This is a genomic window from Oleispirillum naphthae, assembly GCA_027864655.1.
Lineage (GTDB): Bacteria > Pseudomonadota > Alphaproteobacteria > Rhodospirillales > Rhodospirillaceae > Oleispirillum > Oleispirillum naphthae.
This window is the reverse complement of record JAQAZG010000001.1, coordinates 207,122-222,196: the sequence shown is the minus strand read 5'-3', so window position 1 is coordinate 222,196 and position 15,075 is coordinate 207,122. Positions and strand designations below refer to the sequence as shown.

The following is a 15,075-nucleotide window of genomic DNA, read 5'->3' as shown; positions in this document are numbered from 1 at the left end:
AAAGCCGCCGCCTGCGATTACAAAGGCGCTCATTGCGCGTCCGCGATTGCGGCGCGGACACTTTAGGGATTCTTGCGTCACATGCTGACCGTCGTTCTGGTTATCCATTTGCTGCTGACCATCGCCTTGGTCGGCCTCGTGCTGTTGCAGAAGTCCGAAGGCGGTGGCCTGGCGACCGGCGGCGGCGCCTCGGGCGGCGGGAACTTCCTCTCCGGCCGCGCGGCGGGGAACCTTCTGACCAAGGCCACGGTGGTGCTTGCCGTCTGCTTCATGGTGACGTCGATTCTGCTGGCGGTGATGGCCACGCTGCGCAGCCGCGGCGAGGAGGACCTGCTGAAGGCGCTGATGGCGCCGCAGCCCGCCCAGCCCACGGCCACCGCACCGGCCAAGTCGCCCGCCGCGCCTGCCGCGCCGAGCGCGGACAGTTCGCCGCCGGTGCCCGGCGGCGAGGCGCCGAAGCAGGAGTCGGCTCCGGCCAAGCCGTAAGGCGGCGAAGCGGCTGATCTTCAAAGCGCGCGCCTCCGCCGGGTGCGGAGGCGCGGGTTTCTCGACGAACGTTTTCAGTGGTATCATCCCGCCGGGTATGTCGAGATCGGGCGAGCGTTACGTATGCGTGCAGGCCGCCTTCGCGTCCGGGCGGAATTCAGAAAAAGGGTAGGGTGGCAATGGCCCGCTTCATCTTCATCACAGGCGGTGTGGTCTCCTCTTTGGGGAAGGGCCTGGCCTCCGCAGCGCTCGGCGCACTGTTGCAGGCGCGCGGTTACAAGGTCAGGTTGCGCAAGCTGGACCCCTACATCAACGTCGATCCGGGGACGATGAGTCCCTACCAGCACGGCGAGGTGTTCGTCACCGACGACGGCGCGGAGACCGACCTCGACCTCGGGCATTACGAGCGCTTCACCGGCGTCTCGGCGCGGCGGTCCGACAACATCACCACCGGGCGCATCTATTCCAACGTCATCGCCAAGGAGCGCCGCGGCGACTACCTCGGCGGCACGGTGCAGGTGATCCCGCACGTCACCGACGCGATCAAGGCGTTCATCACCGACGACATCACCAACGAGGACTTCATCCTCTGCGAGATCGGCGGCACCGTGGGCGACATCGAGGGCCTGCCGTTCCTCGAGGCGATCCGCCAGTTGCACAACGAACTGGGGGAGGAGCGGGCGATGTTTATTCACCTCACCCTGCTCCCCTACATTCCCACCGCGGGCGAACTCAAGACCAAGCCGACCCAGCACTCGGTGAAGGAGCTTTTGAGCGTCGGCATCCAGCCCGACGTGCTGCTCTGCCGCTCCGACCGGCCGATCCCCGACGGCGAGCGCCGCAAGATCGCGCTCTTCTGCAACGTGCGGCAGGAGGCGGTGATCTCCGCCCTCGACAGCGAGACGATCTACCGCGTGCCGATCAGCTACCACGAGCAGGGCATGGACGTGCAGGTGTGCCGCCATTTCGGCCTGCCGTGCGACAAGGAGCCGGACCTCTCGGTGTGGCAGAACATCGTGCGCCGCGTGTTGCAGCCCGAGGGCGAGGTGAAGATCGCGGTGGTCGGCAAGTACGTGAAGCTGCTCGACGCCTACAAGTCGCTCTCCGAGGCGCTCACCCACGGCGGCATCGCCAACAACGTGCGGGTGAAGCTGGAGTGGCTGGATTCCGAGATCTTCGAGTCCGAGGATGCGGTGCACCACCTCGCCGACGTGCACGGCATCCTGGTGCCCGGCGGTTTCGGCGAGCGCGGGACCGAGGGCAAGATCCGCGCCGCGCAGTTCGCCCGCGAACACCGGATTCCCTATTTCGGCATCTGCTTCGGCATGCAGATGGCGGTGGTGGAAGGGGCGCGCCACCTCGCGGGGATCGCGGGGGCCAACTCCACGGAGTTCGGCCCGGCGGCGGACCCGGTGATCGGCCTGATGACCGAGTGGGTGAAGGACGGCGAAGTGCAGGAGCGCTCCGCCGACGGCGACCTCGGCGGCACCATGCGGCTCGGCGCGTACGAATGCCTGCTCAAGCCCGGCAGCCGCGTGGCCGAGATCTACGGCGGCGAGGAGCGCATCTGGGAGCGCCACCGCCACCGCTACGAGATGAACGACCGCTACACCGCGCAGCTGGAGCGGGTGGGGTTGACCGTTTCCGGCCGCTCGCCGGACGGCGTGCTGCCGGAGATCGTGGAGATTTCCGACCATCCGTGGTTCATCGGCGTGCAGTTCCATCCGGAGCTGAAGTCCAAGCCGTTCGACCCGCACCCGCTGTTCACCTCGTTCATCGCGGCGGCGATCGCGCAGTCGCGCCTGGTGTGATGGAAACAAAGGTGGCGTATGACCTACACGGTTGAGATCGGCGACCTCAAGCTGGCCAACGACCGGCCCCTCGCGCTGATCGCGGGGCCCTGCCAGATGGAAAGCCGCGAGCACGCGCTCGCCTGCGCCAAGGAGCTTGCGGCGATGGCCGCGGCGGCGGGCGTGCCGTTCATCTTCAAGACCTCGTTCGACAAGGCCAACCGCACCAGTGCGGCGGGGCAGCGTGGCGTCGGCCTGGAGGCGGCGCTGCCGGTGTTCCGCGAGGTGCGCGAGACCGTGGGCTGCCCGGTGCTCACCGACGTGCACGAGCCCTGGCAGTGCGACAAGCTCAAGGACGCGGTGGACGTTCTGCAGATTCCGGCGTTTCTCTGCCGCCAGACCGACCTGCTGGTCGCCGCGGCGATGACCGGCTGCGTCGTCAACGTCAAGAAGGGGCAGTTCCTCGCCCCCTGGGACATGGCCAACGCGGTGGGCAAGGTGGAAAGCGCGGGCAACCGCCGCATCATGCTCACCGAGCGCGGCGCCTCCTTCGGCTACAACACCCTGGTCACCGATTTCCGCGCTCTGCCGATCATGGCGAAGACCGGCTATCCGGTGGTGTTCGACGCCACCCACTCGGTGCAGCAGCCGGGCGGGCAGGGCTCCTCCTCCGGCGGTCAGCGCGAGTTCGCGCCGGTGCTGGCGCGCGCCGCGGTGTCTCTCGGCATCGCCGCAGTGTTCATCGAGGCGCATCCGGACCCGGACCGCGCGCCCTCCGACGGCGCCAACATGATCGCGCTCAAAGACATGCCCGCTCTCATCGCCACCTTGAAGGCGTTCGACGAACTGGCGAAGGCTCACCCCATCCGCATTGGCTAAGGGCCTGTTGAGGGGTATCGGGCAGTCGTGGTTGCGCGGCAAGCCGCGCGAGGTTAGGAGCGAGGACGCAGGACATGCAGCGCATATTCAAGGACGAGCGACGCGGCATCGCGTGGTTTGCCGCGCAATCCCTTCGGGACGGGTCGCTTTTTCCAGCCGGCGGCGTCGCGCGCGGCTTGTGTGGGCCCGCCACACTGCGCCACACGCTCCTGACCGGCTGGAAAAATCGATCCCGCCACGGCTACCCGATACCCCTCAACAGACCCTAAAGCGAGGACATCATGACGTCGATTCTCGACATTACCGCACGCGAAATTCTCGATTCCCGCGGCAATCCCACGGTGGAAGTGGACGTTCTCCTGGAGACCGGCACCCTGGGGCGGGCGGCTGTGCCCTCGGGCGCCTCGACCGGCGTGCACGAGGCGGTGGAACTGCGCGACGGCGACGCCGCGCGCTTCGGCGGCAAGGGCGTGCAGAAGGCCGTGGAGGCGGTGAACAGCGAAATCTTCGACGCCCTGATCGGCATGGACGTGGAAGAGCAGATGCTGATCGACCGCACGATGATCGATCTCGACGGCACCGAGAACAAGGGCCGCCTGGGCGCCAACGCCATCCTCGGGGTGTCTCTCGCCTGCGCCCGCGCCGCGGCGGAGGAAGTCGGCCTGCCGCTCTACAACTACATCGGCGGCGTCTTCGCCCACACCCTGCCGGTGCCGATGATGAACATCGTCAACGGCGGCGCGCATGCCGACAACCCGATCGACATCCAGGAATTCATGATCATGCCGGTGTCCGCGCCCTCCATCGCCGAGGCGGTGCGCGCCGGGTCCGAGGTGTTCCACAGCCTCAAGAAGATCCTCTCCGAGGCCGGGCTCTCCACCGCGGTGGGCGACGAGGGCGGCTTCGCGCCGAACCTCAAGTCCGCCGACGAGGCGCTCTCCTACATCATGAAGGCGATCGAGAAGGCGGGCTACCTGCCGGGCGAGGACATCGTTCTCGCGCTCGACGCCGCGGCGAGCGAGTTCTACAAGGACGGCAAGTACGTGCTGGCGGGCGAAGGCAAGACCCTGGACGCCGACGGCATGATCGCCTACTACGCCGACCTCGCCGACCGCTACCCGATCTTCTCGCTGGAAGACGGCTGCGCCGAGGACGACTGGGAAGGCTGGGAGCGCCTCACCGCGGCGCTCGGCGACCAGTTGCAACTGGTCGGCGACGACATCTTCGTCACCAATTGCGACCGCCTGTCCATGGGCTTCGACCGCGGCATCGCCAACTCCATCCTGGTCAAGGTCAACCAGATCGGCACCCTCTCCGAGACCCTGAAGACCATGGAAATGGCGCACCGCGCGGGCTACACCTGCGTCATCTCGCACCGCTCGGGCGAGACCGAGGACTCCACCATCGCCGACATCGCGGTGGCCACCAACTGCGGTCAGATCAAGACCGGCTCGCTGTCGCGCTCCGACCGCATGGCGAAGTACAACCAGCTCATCCGCATCGAGGAAGAACTGGGCGACACCGCGATGTTCGCGGGCGCCGCGATCTTCGGCTGAGCCGCAAGGACGCCAAGAAAAAGGCCGGGGCGGGGGACCGCTTCGGCCTTTTTCTTGTGGCGAAGGGTGGCTCGTTAGGGCCATGGAACCGGATGAAACCGGCGGCGAGTTCCGCCTGCGCGCTTGCAACGATTGAATCAGCACCGACCGCATGCCGTCAGGTTTTTTTTAGAGGCGTCCGGCGGTTGACGACTATGGACCTCCCCGCTCCGGCGGAGCCGGAATCCCGGTACAACGCATGTTGCGGGACATCCACACACCCCCTCCATCCAGACAGGAATCTTGCGCCACGAAACGGCAACACCAAAACCCGACAACAAAACCGAGAACGAGGGCGATAGCACCGAGAATGAAGACAGTGGTCCGTTTAATCCGATGCATCCCAATACCTCGGGGGAAGTCCCTTGGGACGATAAGGAGCGCACGAGCGCGGACAGGATTGTTCCGGATGCTTTTTTGCCGCTTCGCGTCCATGGCGATTAGCGACTCTATCATCATCGCAATCTTGCCTGGAGTCATGTTTTATATGCTCGTCCGTCAATTCCCGAGCCTCACTTATGCCGATTGCCGTCCATTCCCCAAGTTTTCCACGCTTCGTTGCCTCACAGTTGGCCTTGCAATGGAAGTATTTATCGCTGTTCTTGAAGTTTCCTTCCCTCATGTCGTTGTAGTTTCGCCAAAAATCTCCGATAGCACCACCTTTGCGCCGTTCTTCTGAGTTGCTTTCTTCCGGTTTGGTCCCGCCGTCGCCTCCTCCAGGGGCGGATCGAGTATAAGCCCTAACGGATGTTTCCCCGTCGTCGCGCGTATGGGCCTTGACGTGCACGTCTTCTCCGCTGCCGCTCGTTCCCGCGTTCCGCGGGTCGAAGGGGCGCACGTCCTCGGGCCGGATCGCCGGGGCGGCGGAGGCGCGGCCGGTGGCATCGCGCCCGGTGCCGGGATAGGCGCGCTCGATCTCCTCCGCCACATGGGCGCGGTAGAGGTCGCCCTCGGGGCTCGGGTCTCTATACAGAGGGTGTGTTCTGTGAATGACCGCAACATCCGGTCTACGCTGTCTCCCGAGGGCATGATGGGGAAACTGACGCTCAAGGACGATGCGGCAGAATTTGACGATTTTCGTATTCTCCTGCGCATGGAGTTCTCCTGATCCTGGCTGGGTGAGCAGGCAAGAACACATGAAATTCGTAATAATGCAAGATAAAATATCGAATATCGTTATTATGAGGTATAAATGAAGCGGAGATGGAAAAGTGCGACTCGTTGGAATCTCTGGTGCGAATCGGGATTGACCGCGACTCTCGGCTGTGATTCACTCAAGTCCATGCGGTGGTTCGCAACGGTTCAGGTGCGGCGGTCATGAGCAAGCACGTCAGGCTTTTTTCACGGTTGCGCGTGGTGTTCGCGCCGCTGATGGCCGTGGCGTTGATCGCCTATTTCAGCTACCACCTGGTCAACGGCGACCGCGGTCTGCTCGCCTACCGCGACCTTTCCCTGGCGATCGCCCAGGGGGAGGCGATCAAGTCCGCCACCGGCGCGGAGCGCGAAGTGCTGGAGCGCCGGGTCAGCCTGCTGCGGCCGGAAAGCCTGGACCTCGACATGCTGGAGGAACGCTCCCGCATCATCCTCGATCTCGCGTTGCCGGGCGACATCATCCTCTTCAACAACACCCTTTGAGGTAGCTTGCGCCGTCAAGACGGGCGGGAGCGAGTCGCGCCCCAGGTTCCTGCATTTTCACGAAAAGAACATTAATCGAATTTCGGTTAACAATACTATTACACCGAAAAAACAAGATATTAAACGGTTCGAAGTGAACGCGCCCGCCCTTGAAAGGCGGGGCGCTCCGGGTTACCTCTAGGACGGTCGAACGGGTGGTCTGCCCGGCGTCGCCCCGGTCCGCGGGCGGCGCGACGGTTTCAAGGGACGAAGGAGGGAGAGACATCGTGAGCGCCTCACCGCGAAAAACGACGCGCAAGGCTTCGGCCGAACCTGCGGCGATCCCGCCGGAGGAGCTGCTGCGGCAATACCGGCTGATGCTTCTCATCCGGCGTTTCGAGGAAAAGGCCGGCCAGCTCTACGGCATGGGCCTGATCGGCGGCTTCTGTCACCTCTACATCGGCCAGGAGGCGGTGGTCACCGGCCTCACCGCGCTGTCCCGGCCCGGCGACGCGGTGGTCACCAGCTACCGCGACCACGGCCACATGCTGGCCTGCGGCATGGACCCCAAGGGCGTGATGGCGGAGCTCACCGGCCGCGCCACCGGCTATTCGCGCGGCAAGGGCGGCTCCATGCACATGTTCAGCCGCGAAAAGAACTTCTTCGGCGGCCACGGCATCGTCGGCGCGCAGGTGCCGATCGGCACCGGCCTCGCCTTCGCGCAGAAATACCGCGGCGAGGCGGCGGTGACCTTCTGCTACCTCGGCGACGGCGCGGTGAACCAGGGCCAGGTCTACGAAAGCTTCAACATGGCGGCGTTGTGGAAGCTGCCGGTGGTCTACGTCATCGAGAACAACAAGTACGGCATGGGCACCTCGGTGGAGCGCGCCTCCTCGAACGTCGAGCTTTTCCGCCGCGGCCAGGCCTACGGCATTCCGGGCCTGCAGATCGACGGCATGGACGTGGCGCACGTGCAGCAGCAGGCCGCGGACATCATCGCCGACGTGCGGGCGGGCACTGGCCCCTGCGTGCTGGAGATGCAGACCTACCGCTACCGCGGGCACTCGATGTCGGACCCGGCGAAGTACCGCAGCAAGGAAGAGGTGAGCCGCATGCGGCAGGAGCACGACCCGATCGACCATGCCAAGGGGCTTCTGCTTGCGGGCGGCATCGCCGACGAGGCGGCGCTCAAGGAGATCGACCGCGAGATCAAGGCGGTGATCGGCGAGGCCGCCGACTTCGCCCAGGCGAGCGCCGAACCCGACGCCGCCGAGCTGTTCACCGACGTGCTGCTGGAGGCCTGATCATGCCGATTTCCGTTCTGCTTCCGGCGCTGTCGCCGACGATGACCGAGGGCAAGATCGCGCGCTGGCTGGTCAAGGAGGGCGAAACCGTCTCCTCCGGCACGGTGCTCGCCGAGGTCGAGACCGACAAGGCGACCATGGAGATCGAGTGCGTCGAGGACGGCACGCTCGGCAAGATCCTGGTGCAGGCGGGCGACGCGGCGGTGCCGGTCAACACCCCGATCGCCCTGATCCTGGCGGAAGGCGAGGCCGCCTCCGCGCTCGACGCCGCGCCCGCGCCCGCCGTGGCCGCCGCGCCGCAACCGGCGGAGGCTCCGTCCCCCGCCGCGCCTCCCGCGCCGCAGGCTGCACCCGCGTTCAAGCCGGGGGTGGTGGTCGCCGCCGGGCCGCTGGACGGCAACAATCCGCTCTTCGTCACCGAAACCGCGTTTTCCACTGGCGATCCGGCGCTCGCGCCGGAGCCGCCCGCCGCCAAGACCGTGCACATGACGATGCGCGAGGCGCTGCGCGACGCGATGGCGGAGGAGATGCGACGCGACAAGGACGTCTTCCTGATGGGCGAGGAGGTGGCGCAGTACAACGGCGCCTACAAGGTCTCCCAGGGCCTGCTGGACGAGTTCGGCCCGCAGCGGGTGATCGACACCCCGATCACCGAGATGGGCTTCACCGGCCTCGGCGTCGGCGCGGCGCTGGCGGGGCTGAAGCCGATCGTCGAGTTCATGACCTTCAACTTCTCGATGCAGGCGATCGACCAGATCATCAACTCCGCCGCCAAGACGCTCTACATGTCCGGCGGGCAGATGGGCGCGCCGATCGTCTTCCGCGGCCCCAACGGCGCGGCCTCCCGCGTCGGCGCGCAGCATTCGCAGTGCTACGCCTCGTGGTACGCCCACTGCCCGGGCCTCAAGGTGGTGGCCCCCTATTCGGCGGGCGACGCCAAGGGGCTGCTCAAAGCGGCGATCCGCGACCCGAATCCGGTGATCTTCCTGGAGAACGAACTGCTCTACGGCCAGTCCTTCGACGTGCCGGACGTGCCGGACCATGTGGTGCCGATCGGCCGCGCCGCGATCCGCCGCGCCGGAACCGACGTGACGCTGACCGCGTTCTCGCGCATGGTGGGCGTGGCGCTGGCCGCCGCCGAGGAACTGGCGAAGCTGGGCATCGAGGCGGAGGTCATCGACCTGCGCAGCCTGCGCCCGCTCGACCTGCCGACCATCGTGCATTCGGTGAAGAAGACCAACCGCATCGTTTCCATCGAGGAAGGCTGGCCCTATGCGGGTATCGGTTCGGAGATCATCGCCCTGATCTCCGAATACGCCTTCGACTGGCTGGATGCGCCGCCCTTGCGGGTTACCGGCAAGGACGTGCCGCTGCCCTATGCGGTGAATCTGGAAAAGATGTCGCTGCCGGAAGTCGCCGACATCGTCGCCGCCGTCCAGGCGGTCTGCGCCCGCTAGAGGGGAAGGGGAAAGCAAACCATGCCGATCGAGATTCTGATGCCGGCCCTGTCCCCGACGATGACCGAGGGGACGCTGGCGAAATGGAACGTCAAGGAAGGCGACGCCGTCTCCTCCGGCGACGTGCTTGCGGAGATCGAAACCGATAAGGCGACGATGGAACTGGAAGCGGTGGACGAGGGAGTGATCGGCAAGATTCTCATCCCTGCGGGCACCGCAGGCGTCGCCGTCAACACGCCGATCGCGCTGCTGCTGGAGGAGGGGGAGGACGCTTCCGCCCTCGCCGCCGTCCCGGCGAAACCGGCCCCCGCGCCGCAGCCCGAAGCCGCGGCGAAGCCGCAGGCGGAGGCCAAGCCCGCCGCATCGCCGCTGCCCGATCTCGGCAGCCTCGGCCTCGGCGCTCTCGGCGGCGCGCCCGCCCCGCAGGCGGCAAAGCCCGCAGGCGAGCGGGTGTTCGCCTCGCCGCTCGCCCGCCGCATCGCGGCGGAGGCGAAGCTCGATCTCTCCCGCATCGCCGGGAGCGGCCCGCGCGGCCGCATCGTCAAGGCCGACGTCGAGGCGGCGAAGGCCCGCGGCGGAGAGGAGGAGATCGACGACGATCTCGCCGCCGCCATGGCGTTCGCCCTGGCCGTCAAGGCCCCGGAGCCCGCGGCGAAGCCGCAGGCCGCCGCCGCGCCCGCCGCGGACTACGGCACGCCGTTCACCGAGACGCCGCACTCCACCATCCGCAAGGTGATCGCGCGCCGCCTCAGCGAGTCCAAGCAGACGGTGCCGCACTTCTACATCACCATGGAGGTGATGCTCGACGAACTGCTCGCCCTGCGCAAAAAGATCAACGGCCAGGAAGGCGCGGCGAAGGTCTCGGTCAACGACTTCGTCATCCGCGCCTGCGCCGTGGCGCTCAAGCGCATGCCGGAGGCCAACGTCTCCTGGACCGGCGAGGCGATGCGCGCCTATTCCCGCTCCGACGTCTCGGTGGCGGTGGCCACGCCCACCGGCCTGATCACGCCGATCGTGCGCGGCGCGGAGAGCAAGTCCCTCGGCACGATTTCCGAGGAGATGCGCGGCCTTGCCGCGCGCGCCCGCGAGGGCAAGCTGATGCCCGAGGAATACCAGGGCGGCACCTTCAGCATCTCCAACCTCGGCATGTACGGGGTGCGCGAGTTCGCCGCGATCATCAACCCGCCGCAGTCGATGCTGCTGGCCGTCGGCGCGGGCGAACAGCGCCCGGTGGTGAAGGACGGGGCGCTCGCCGTGGGCACCGTGATGAGCCTGACGCTTTCGGCGGACCACCGCTGCATCGACGGCGCGCTCGGCGCGCAGTTCCTCGGCCTGGTTAAGAACCTGCTTGAAAATCCCCTATCCATACTTCTGTAAAACAGGGATTTTCTTCAATCGTTTCGCATAAGGAGTTTGGGCGCATGGCGGACAACAGCTTCGATCTCGTGGTGATCGGCGCCGGTCCCGGCGGCTATGTGGCGGCGATCCGCGCGGCGCAACTCGGGATGACCGTCGCGGTGGTGGAACGCGCCCACCTCGGCGGCATCTGCCTCAACTGGGGGTGCATCCCGACCAAGGCGCTGCTCCGCTCCGCCGACATCTACCGCGAGATGCGCCACGCCAAGGACTACGGCCTTTCCGCCGGGGATGTCGGCTTCGACCTCCCGGCCATCGTCAAGCGCTCGCGCGGCGTCGCGGCGCAACTCGCGGCCGGGGTGAAGCACCTGCTGAAGAAGAACAAGGTCACGGTGTTCGACGGCCACGGCCGCCTGGCCGGGCCGGGCAAGGTGCATGTGGAAAAGGACGGCAAGCCGGTGGCCGACCTTGCCGCCAAGCACATCGTCATCGCCACCGGCGCGCGCGCCCGCGACCTGCCGGGTCTGGAATCCGACGGCAAGCTGGTGTGGACCTACCGCCAGGCGATGACGCCGGACATCCTGCCGAAGTCGCTCCTGGTCGTCGGCTCGGGCGCCATCGGCATCGAATTCGCCAGCTTCTACAACACCCTCGGCGTCAAGACCACGGTCGTCGAGGTGATGGAGCGGGTGCTCCCGGTGGAGGATGCGGAAATCTCCGCCTTCGCCGCGAAGGCGTTCAAGGTGCAGGGCATGGACATCCGCGTCTCCACCAACGTCAAGGCGCTGAAGAAGGCCGCCAACGCCGTCGCCGTCACCTTGGAAAAAGGCGGCAAGACCGAGGAAATCACCGCCGACCGGGTGATCATGGCGGTCGGCGTGGTGCCGAACCTGGAAGACCTCGGCCTGGAGACCACCAAGGTCGAGATGGAGAAGGGCCGGATCAAGGTGGATGCCTACCTGCGCACCGCCGAACCGGGCGTCTACGCCATCGGCGACGTGGTGGCGCCGCCGTGGCTGGCGCACAAGGCGAGCCACGAGGCGGTGATCTGCGTCGAGAAGATCGCCGGTCTGCCGGATGTCCACCCGCTCGACACCCGCAACATTCCGGGCTGCACCTACTGCACGCCGCAGGTTGCGAGCGTCGGGCTTTCCGAAGCCAAGGCCAAGGAGGCGGGCTATGCGGTCAAGGTCGGGCGCTTCCCCTTCGTCGGCAACGGCAAGGCGATCGCCATGGGCGAATCCGAGGGGATGATCAAGACGGTGTTCGACGCCAAGACCGGAGAACTCCTCGGCGCGCACATGGTCGGCGCGGAAGTCACCGAGCTGATCCAGGGCTACGTCGTCGGCAAGACCCTGGAAACCACCGAGGCCGAACTGATGCATGCCGTGTTCCCGCACCCGACGCTTTCGGAAATGCTGCATGAGTCGGTGCTTGACGCCTACGGCCGGGCCATTCATTTCTAGGGCATGATGGACAACAAGCTCACCGCCGCGGCGCTGCGGCACCCCGAAAAGCGCAACCGTCCGGACAATCCCTCGCCGCGCAAGCCGAAGTGGATCCGCGTCAAGGCCCCCACTTCCGCCGCCTTCGGCGAGGTGAAGGCGATGGTGCGCGACAAGAAGATCTTCACCGTGTGCGAGGAAGCCGCCTGCCCGAACATCGGCGAATGCTGGCAGCGCCGCCACGCCGCGTTCATGATCCTCGGCGACACCTGCACCCGCGCCTGCGCCTTCTGCAACGTCAAGACCGGCCGCCCCGGCGCGGTGGACCCGGGCGAACCCGCCCACATCGCGGAAAGCGTGGTCGCCATGGGGGCGAAGCACATCGTCGTCACCTCGGTGGACCGCGACGACCTGGCCGACGGCGGCGCTGCGCAGTTCGTGGCGGTGATCGCGGCGGTGCGCGAGGCCTCGCCGCAAACCTCGATCGAGGTCCTCACCCCGGACTTCCGCGACAAGCCCGGCGCGCTGGAGGCGGTGGTCGCCGCCCGCCCCGACGTGTTCAACCACAATCTGGAAACCGTGCCGCGGCTCTACCCCTCGATCCGCCCCGGCGCGCGCTATTTCCAGTCGCTGTCCATCCTCGCCCAGGCGAAGCGGATCGACCCCACGATCTTCACCAAGTCGGGCCTGATGGTCGGCCTGGGGGAGACCCGCTCCGAGATCATGCAGGTGATGGACGACCTGCGCGTCGCCGATGTGGACTTCCTCACCATCGGCCAGTACCTGCAACCGACGCTGAAGCACGCCGCGGTCGCCGAGTTCGTCACGCCGGAGGCGTTCGAGGACTACAGGCAGGTCGCGCTGGGCAAGGGCTTTTTGGTGGTCGCGGCCTCGCCGATGACGCGCTCCTCCTATCACGCCGACCGCGACTTCGAAACCCTGCGCGCCGCGCGCCTGGAGAAATTGGGGCGGGCCACCGCCTGACCCCACGGAAAGGACGATGCGGACCTACGCGGAACAACGCTGGCTGAAGCAGACGCCGGAGCAGCTCTATGCCCTGGTCGCAGATATCGGGCGTTATCCCGAGTTTTTGCCGTGGTGCCTGTCCACCCGCATCCTCTCCCGCGAGTCCGGAACCGAGCTGCGCGCCGAGATGGAAATCGGCTTCAAGATGGTGCGGGAACGCTATGTCTCCCGCGTCACGCTGACGCCCCATTCCGCCATCGATGTGGAAAGCCTTGACGGATTGTTCCGGGAATTGCACACCCACTGGCAGTTCGACGCCGCGCCGCAGGGGGGAACCCTGGTGGGCTTCGAAATCCGCTTCGCCTTCCGCTCGCGCCTGTTCCAGACGATGATCGGCGCGGTGTTCAACGAGGCGGCCCGCCTGATGGTGCGCTCCTTCGAAAAACGCGCCACGGCGCTCTACGGCTGACCGGAAAAAAGGAAACCGAGATGACGGCTTGTCCCTGCGGATCGGGGAAATCCCTGGACGATTGCTGCGGCCCGCTGCTCGCCGGGGCGGCGGCGTCCACCGCCGAGGCCCTGATGCGCTCGCGCTACACCGCCTATGCGCTCGGCAACGTCGATTACATCGCCGCCACCCACGCGCCGGAGGCGGCGGAGGACTTCGACCGCGCAGGCGCGGAAGACATGGCGCGCAAGGTGCGCTGGAAGGGCCTGAGAATCGAGGCGACGGAAGCGGGCGGCGCGGACGACGAAACCGGCTCCGTCACCTTCGCCGCGCGCTATTCCATGGGCGCGGGCGAACAGTTCCATCGCGAGATCTCCACCTTCCGCAAGATCGACGGCCGCTGGTTCTACGTCGATGGCGAGGTCAACCCGCCGGTCGAACAGCGCCACGTCGAAAAAATCGGCCGCAACGACCCGTGCCCCTGCGGTTCCGGCAAGAAATACAAGAAGTGCTGCGGCGCGTAAAACCAGGCCGGGGGCGCCGCCCCTGGACCCCGCAAGGGGACTCGGTCCCCTTGACCTCCTGACTTTTTCGCCGCGCAGCGGCCATCGACCGTCATGCCGCGTGATGGCTCTATGGCGCTGCGCGCAAAACCAAAGTTATGGGGAGCGCGAGGGGACCGAGTCCCCTCGTGAAGTTTTTTTATTTCTCTTCCAGCATCCCGCAAAGCAACGTCAACGCGGTTTCCGCGGCGGCGGCGCGCACCTCTTCGCGGTTCCCGGGGAAGGTATGCACGGCGTGGCGGGTCGTGCGGTCACGGCGCGCGGCGGCGAAGTGGACGAGTCCGACGGGTTTTTCCGCGCTGCCGCCGTCCGGTCCGGCGATGCCGGTGACCGCCACGGCGGCGTCGGCGCGGCTGTGGGCGAGCGCGCCCTCGGCCATGGCGCGGGCGGTTTGTTCGCTGACCGCGCCGTGGGCGGCCAGCGTTGCGGCGGGCACGCCGAGGAGTTCGGTTTTCGCCTCGTTGGAATAGGTGACGAAGCCGCGTTCGAACACCGCGGAGGAACCGGGGGTTTCGGTCAGCGCCGCGGCGATCAGGCCGCCGGTGCAGGATTCCGCGGCAGCGACGCGCAGGCCCGCGGCAAGGCCGAGGCGCAGCACGTTGCGGGCGAGGTCGAGGCCGGGCAGGGGCATGAGGGGTCATTCTCCATCAGAAGAAGCGTATCACCGGCGGCAGGAACGGCCCGGCGAGAGCCACCACGGCGGCGGCGAAACCGCCCGCGATGATGTCGTCGGTCATGATGCCGAGGCCGCCCGAGAGGTTTTTGTCAGCCCAGCCGATCGGCCCCGGCTTCCAGATGTCGAAGAGGCGGAAGGCGGCGAAGGCCAGGGCGTAGGAGGCGAGGTCCGGCGCGGCGGGGAGCAGGGCGATCCACTGCCCGGCCACCTCGTCGATGACGATGCATCCCGGGTCCTTGCGGCCCAGCGCCTTTTCCGCCGCGGCGGCGGCGGGAATGCCGAGCAGCGAGACCGCGGCGGCGGCGAAGGCGAGTCCCGGCGTGCCCGCGGCGGCGGCGATGGGCAGGGCGCACAGGCACGCGGCAAGCGAGCCGAAGGTGCCCGGCGCGCCGGGAATCCGCCCGATTCCGAACCATGTGGCCAACGTCACAGACAGCCGCTTTTCGAATGTGTTTAGCATGCATCCTCCGAACGGGAGACTCGGCGGCGGCGGACA

At 66.9% G+C, this 15,075-nt stretch carries 16 protein-coding genes; 13 read left to right on the top strand and 3 right to left on the bottom strand.

What is annotated here, in order from left to right; all coding sequences use genetic code 11:
• The first annotated feature begins 81 nt into the window (after window positions 1-81).
• The 4 genes from secG to eno all read left to right on the top strand — a co-directional run bounded on the left by secG (window position 82) and on the right by eno (window position 4,711).
• Window positions 82-486 carry a preprotein translocase subunit SecG gene (secG, locus tag O7R11_RS01055; protein WP_337995617.1) on the top strand — a complete coding sequence of 135 codons (405 nt, stop codon included), beginning with the start codon at window positions 82-84 and terminating at the stop codon, window positions 484-486.
• A 179-nt stretch (window positions 487-665) separates the two neighbouring features.
• Window positions 666-2,297 carry a CTP synthase gene (locus O7R11_RS01050; RefSeq protein ID WP_337995616.1) on the top strand — a complete coding sequence of 544 codons (1,632 nt, stop codon included), beginning with the start codon at window positions 666-668 and terminating at the stop codon, window positions 2,295-2,297.
• Between the two features lie 18 nt (window positions 2,298-2,315).
• The gene (gene kdsA / locus O7R11_RS01045) at window positions 2,316-3,155 is read left to right on the top strand and encodes a 3-deoxy-8-phosphooctulonate synthase (RefSeq protein WP_337995615.1); all 840 of its coding nucleotides are present in this window, start codon (window positions 2,316-2,318) and stop codon (window positions 3,153-3,155) included.
• Between the two features lie 281 nt (window positions 3,156-3,436).
• Window positions 3,437-4,711: a phosphopyruvate hydratase gene (eno, locus tag O7R11_RS01040; RefSeq protein WP_337995614.1), complete on the top strand. Its 1,275-nt coding sequence runs from the start codon at window positions 3,437-3,439 to the stop codon at window positions 4,709-4,711.
• A 367-nt stretch (window positions 4,712-5,078) separates the two neighbouring features.
• Here eno and O7R11_RS14940 read toward each other — a convergent pair whose 3' ends face one another.
• Window positions 5,079-5,372 carry a hypothetical protein gene (locus O7R11_RS14940; protein WP_420792963.1) on the bottom strand — a complete coding sequence of 98 codons (294 nt, stop codon included), beginning with the start codon at window positions 5,370-5,372 and terminating at the stop codon, window positions 5,079-5,081.
• A gap of 363 nt (window positions 5,373-5,735) precedes the next feature.
• Here O7R11_RS14940 and O7R11_RS01030 point away from each other — a divergent pair, with 363 nt between their 5' ends.
• From O7R11_RS01030 to O7R11_RS00990, 9 genes are all read left to right on the top strand, one after another.
• Window positions 5,736-5,858 (top strand): hypothetical protein, encoded by a 123-nt coding sequence (locus tag O7R11_RS01030; protein WP_337995612.1) that lies wholly within the window; start codon window positions 5,736-5,738, stop codon window positions 5,856-5,858.
• Between the two features lie 209 nt (window positions 5,859-6,067).
• The gene (locus O7R11_RS01025) at window positions 6,068-6,385 is read left to right on the top strand and encodes an FtsB family cell division protein (protein WP_337995611.1); all 318 of its coding nucleotides are present in this window, start codon (window positions 6,068-6,070) and stop codon (window positions 6,383-6,385) included.
• 266 nt (window positions 6,386-6,651) lie between these two features.
• Complete coding sequence (gene pdhA, locus O7R11_RS01020; protein ID WP_337995610.1) at window positions 6,652-7,668, top strand: pyruvate dehydrogenase (acetyl-transferring) E1 component subunit alpha; 1,017 nt, start codon at window positions 6,652-6,654, stop codon at window positions 7,666-7,668.
• 2 nt (window positions 7,669-7,670) lie between these two features.
• Window positions 7,671-9,125 carry a pyruvate dehydrogenase complex E1 component subunit beta gene (locus O7R11_RS01015; protein WP_337995609.1) on the top strand — a complete coding sequence of 485 codons (1,455 nt, stop codon included), beginning with the start codon at window positions 7,671-7,673 and terminating at the stop codon, window positions 9,123-9,125.
• 21 nt (window positions 9,126-9,146) lie between these two features.
• A complete protein-coding gene (locus O7R11_RS01010) occupies window positions 9,147-10,502 on the top strand; it encodes a pyruvate dehydrogenase complex dihydrolipoamide acetyltransferase (RefSeq protein WP_337995608.1) in 1,356 nt (451 codons plus the stop codon).
• 44 nt (window positions 10,503-10,546) lie between these two features.
• The gene (gene lpdA / locus O7R11_RS01005) at window positions 10,547-11,947 is read left to right on the top strand and encodes a dihydrolipoyl dehydrogenase (protein ID WP_337995607.1); all 1,401 of its coding nucleotides are present in this window, start codon (window positions 10,547-10,549) and stop codon (window positions 11,945-11,947) included.
• A 6-nt stretch (window positions 11,948-11,953) separates the two neighbouring features.
• The gene (lipA, locus tag O7R11_RS01000; protein ID WP_420792962.1) at window positions 11,954-12,910 is read left to right on the top strand and encodes a lipoyl synthase; all 957 of its coding nucleotides are present in this window, start codon (window positions 11,954-11,956) and stop codon (window positions 12,908-12,910) included.
• Window positions 12,911-12,926: 16 nt separating this feature from the next.
• Window positions 12,927-13,361 (top strand): type II toxin-antitoxin system RatA family toxin, encoded by a 435-nt coding sequence (locus tag O7R11_RS00995; RefSeq protein ID WP_337995605.1) that lies wholly within the window; start codon window positions 12,927-12,929, stop codon window positions 13,359-13,361.
• A 20-nt stretch (window positions 13,362-13,381) separates the two neighbouring features.
• Entirely contained in the window at window positions 13,382-13,864 is a 483-nt protein-coding gene (locus tag O7R11_RS00990) for a YchJ family protein (RefSeq protein WP_337995604.1), read from the top strand.
• A gap of 178 nt (window positions 13,865-14,042) precedes the next feature.
• Here the strand turns inward: O7R11_RS00990 and O7R11_RS00985 are convergent, their stop codons facing one another.
• Together O7R11_RS00985 and O7R11_RS00980 are read right to left on the bottom strand one after the other, a co-directional pair.
• Window positions 14,043-14,534, bottom strand: a complete 492-nt coding sequence (locus O7R11_RS00985) for a CinA family protein (RefSeq protein WP_337995603.1) — start codon at window positions 14,532-14,534, stop codon at window positions 14,043-14,045.
• A 16-nt stretch (window positions 14,535-14,550) separates the two neighbouring features.
• Window positions 14,551-15,039 (bottom strand): phosphatidylglycerophosphatase A family protein, encoded by a 489-nt coding sequence (locus O7R11_RS00980; RefSeq protein WP_337995602.1) that lies wholly within the window; start codon window positions 15,037-15,039, stop codon window positions 14,551-14,553.
• Window positions 15,040-15,075 lie beyond the last annotated feature (36 nt).

Excerpts from the sequence above, each read along its gene's own strand:
- O7R11_RS00985 (WP_337995603.1), bottom strand. The coding sequence starts at position 14,534 with ATGCCCCTGCCCGGCCTCGACCTCGCCCGCAACGTGCTGCGCCTCGGC.
- lpdA (WP_337995607.1), top strand. The coding sequence starts at position 10,547 with ATGGCGGACAACAGCTTCGATCTCGTGGTGATCGGCGCCGGTCCCGGC.
- kdsA (WP_337995615.1), top strand. The coding sequence starts at position 2,316 with ATGACCTACACGGTTGAGATCGGCGACCTCAAGCTGGCCAACGACCGG.
- O7R11_RS00995 (WP_337995605.1), top strand. The coding sequence starts at position 12,927 with ATGCGGACCTACGCGGAACAACGCTGGCTGAAGCAGACGCCGGAGCAG.
- eno (WP_337995614.1), top strand. The coding sequence starts at position 3,437 with ATGACGTCGATTCTCGACATTACCGCACGCGAAATTCTCGATTCCCGC.
- O7R11_RS00980 (WP_337995602.1), bottom strand. The coding sequence starts at position 15,039 with ATGCTAAACACATTCGAAAAGCGGCTGTCTGTGACGTTGGCCACATGG.
- O7R11_RS00990 (WP_337995604.1), top strand. The coding sequence starts at position 13,382 with ATGACGGCTTGTCCCTGCGGATCGGGGAAATCCCTGGACGATTGCTGC.
- lipA (WP_420792962.1), top strand. The coding sequence starts at position 11,954 with ATGGACAACAAGCTCACCGCCGCGGCGCTGCGGCACCCCGAAAAGCGC.
- O7R11_RS01010 (WP_337995608.1), top strand. The coding sequence starts at position 9,147 with ATGCCGATCGAGATTCTGATGCCGGCCCTGTCCCCGACGATGACCGAG.
- O7R11_RS01025 (WP_337995611.1), top strand. The coding sequence starts at position 6,068 with ATGAGCAAGCACGTCAGGCTTTTTTCACGGTTGCGCGTGGTGTTCGCG.
- O7R11_RS14940 (WP_420792963.1), bottom strand. The coding sequence starts at position 5,372 with ATGAGGGAAGGAAACTTCAAGAACAGCGATAAATACTTCCATTGCAAG.
- O7R11_RS01015 (WP_337995609.1), top strand. The coding sequence starts at position 7,671 with ATGCCGATTTCCGTTCTGCTTCCGGCGCTGTCGCCGACGATGACCGAG.
- O7R11_RS01050 (WP_337995616.1), top strand. The coding sequence starts at position 666 with ATGGCCCGCTTCATCTTCATCACAGGCGGTGTGGTCTCCTCTTTGGGG.
- secG (WP_337995617.1), top strand. The coding sequence starts at position 82 with ATGCTGACCGTCGTTCTGGTTATCCATTTGCTGCTGACCATCGCCTTG.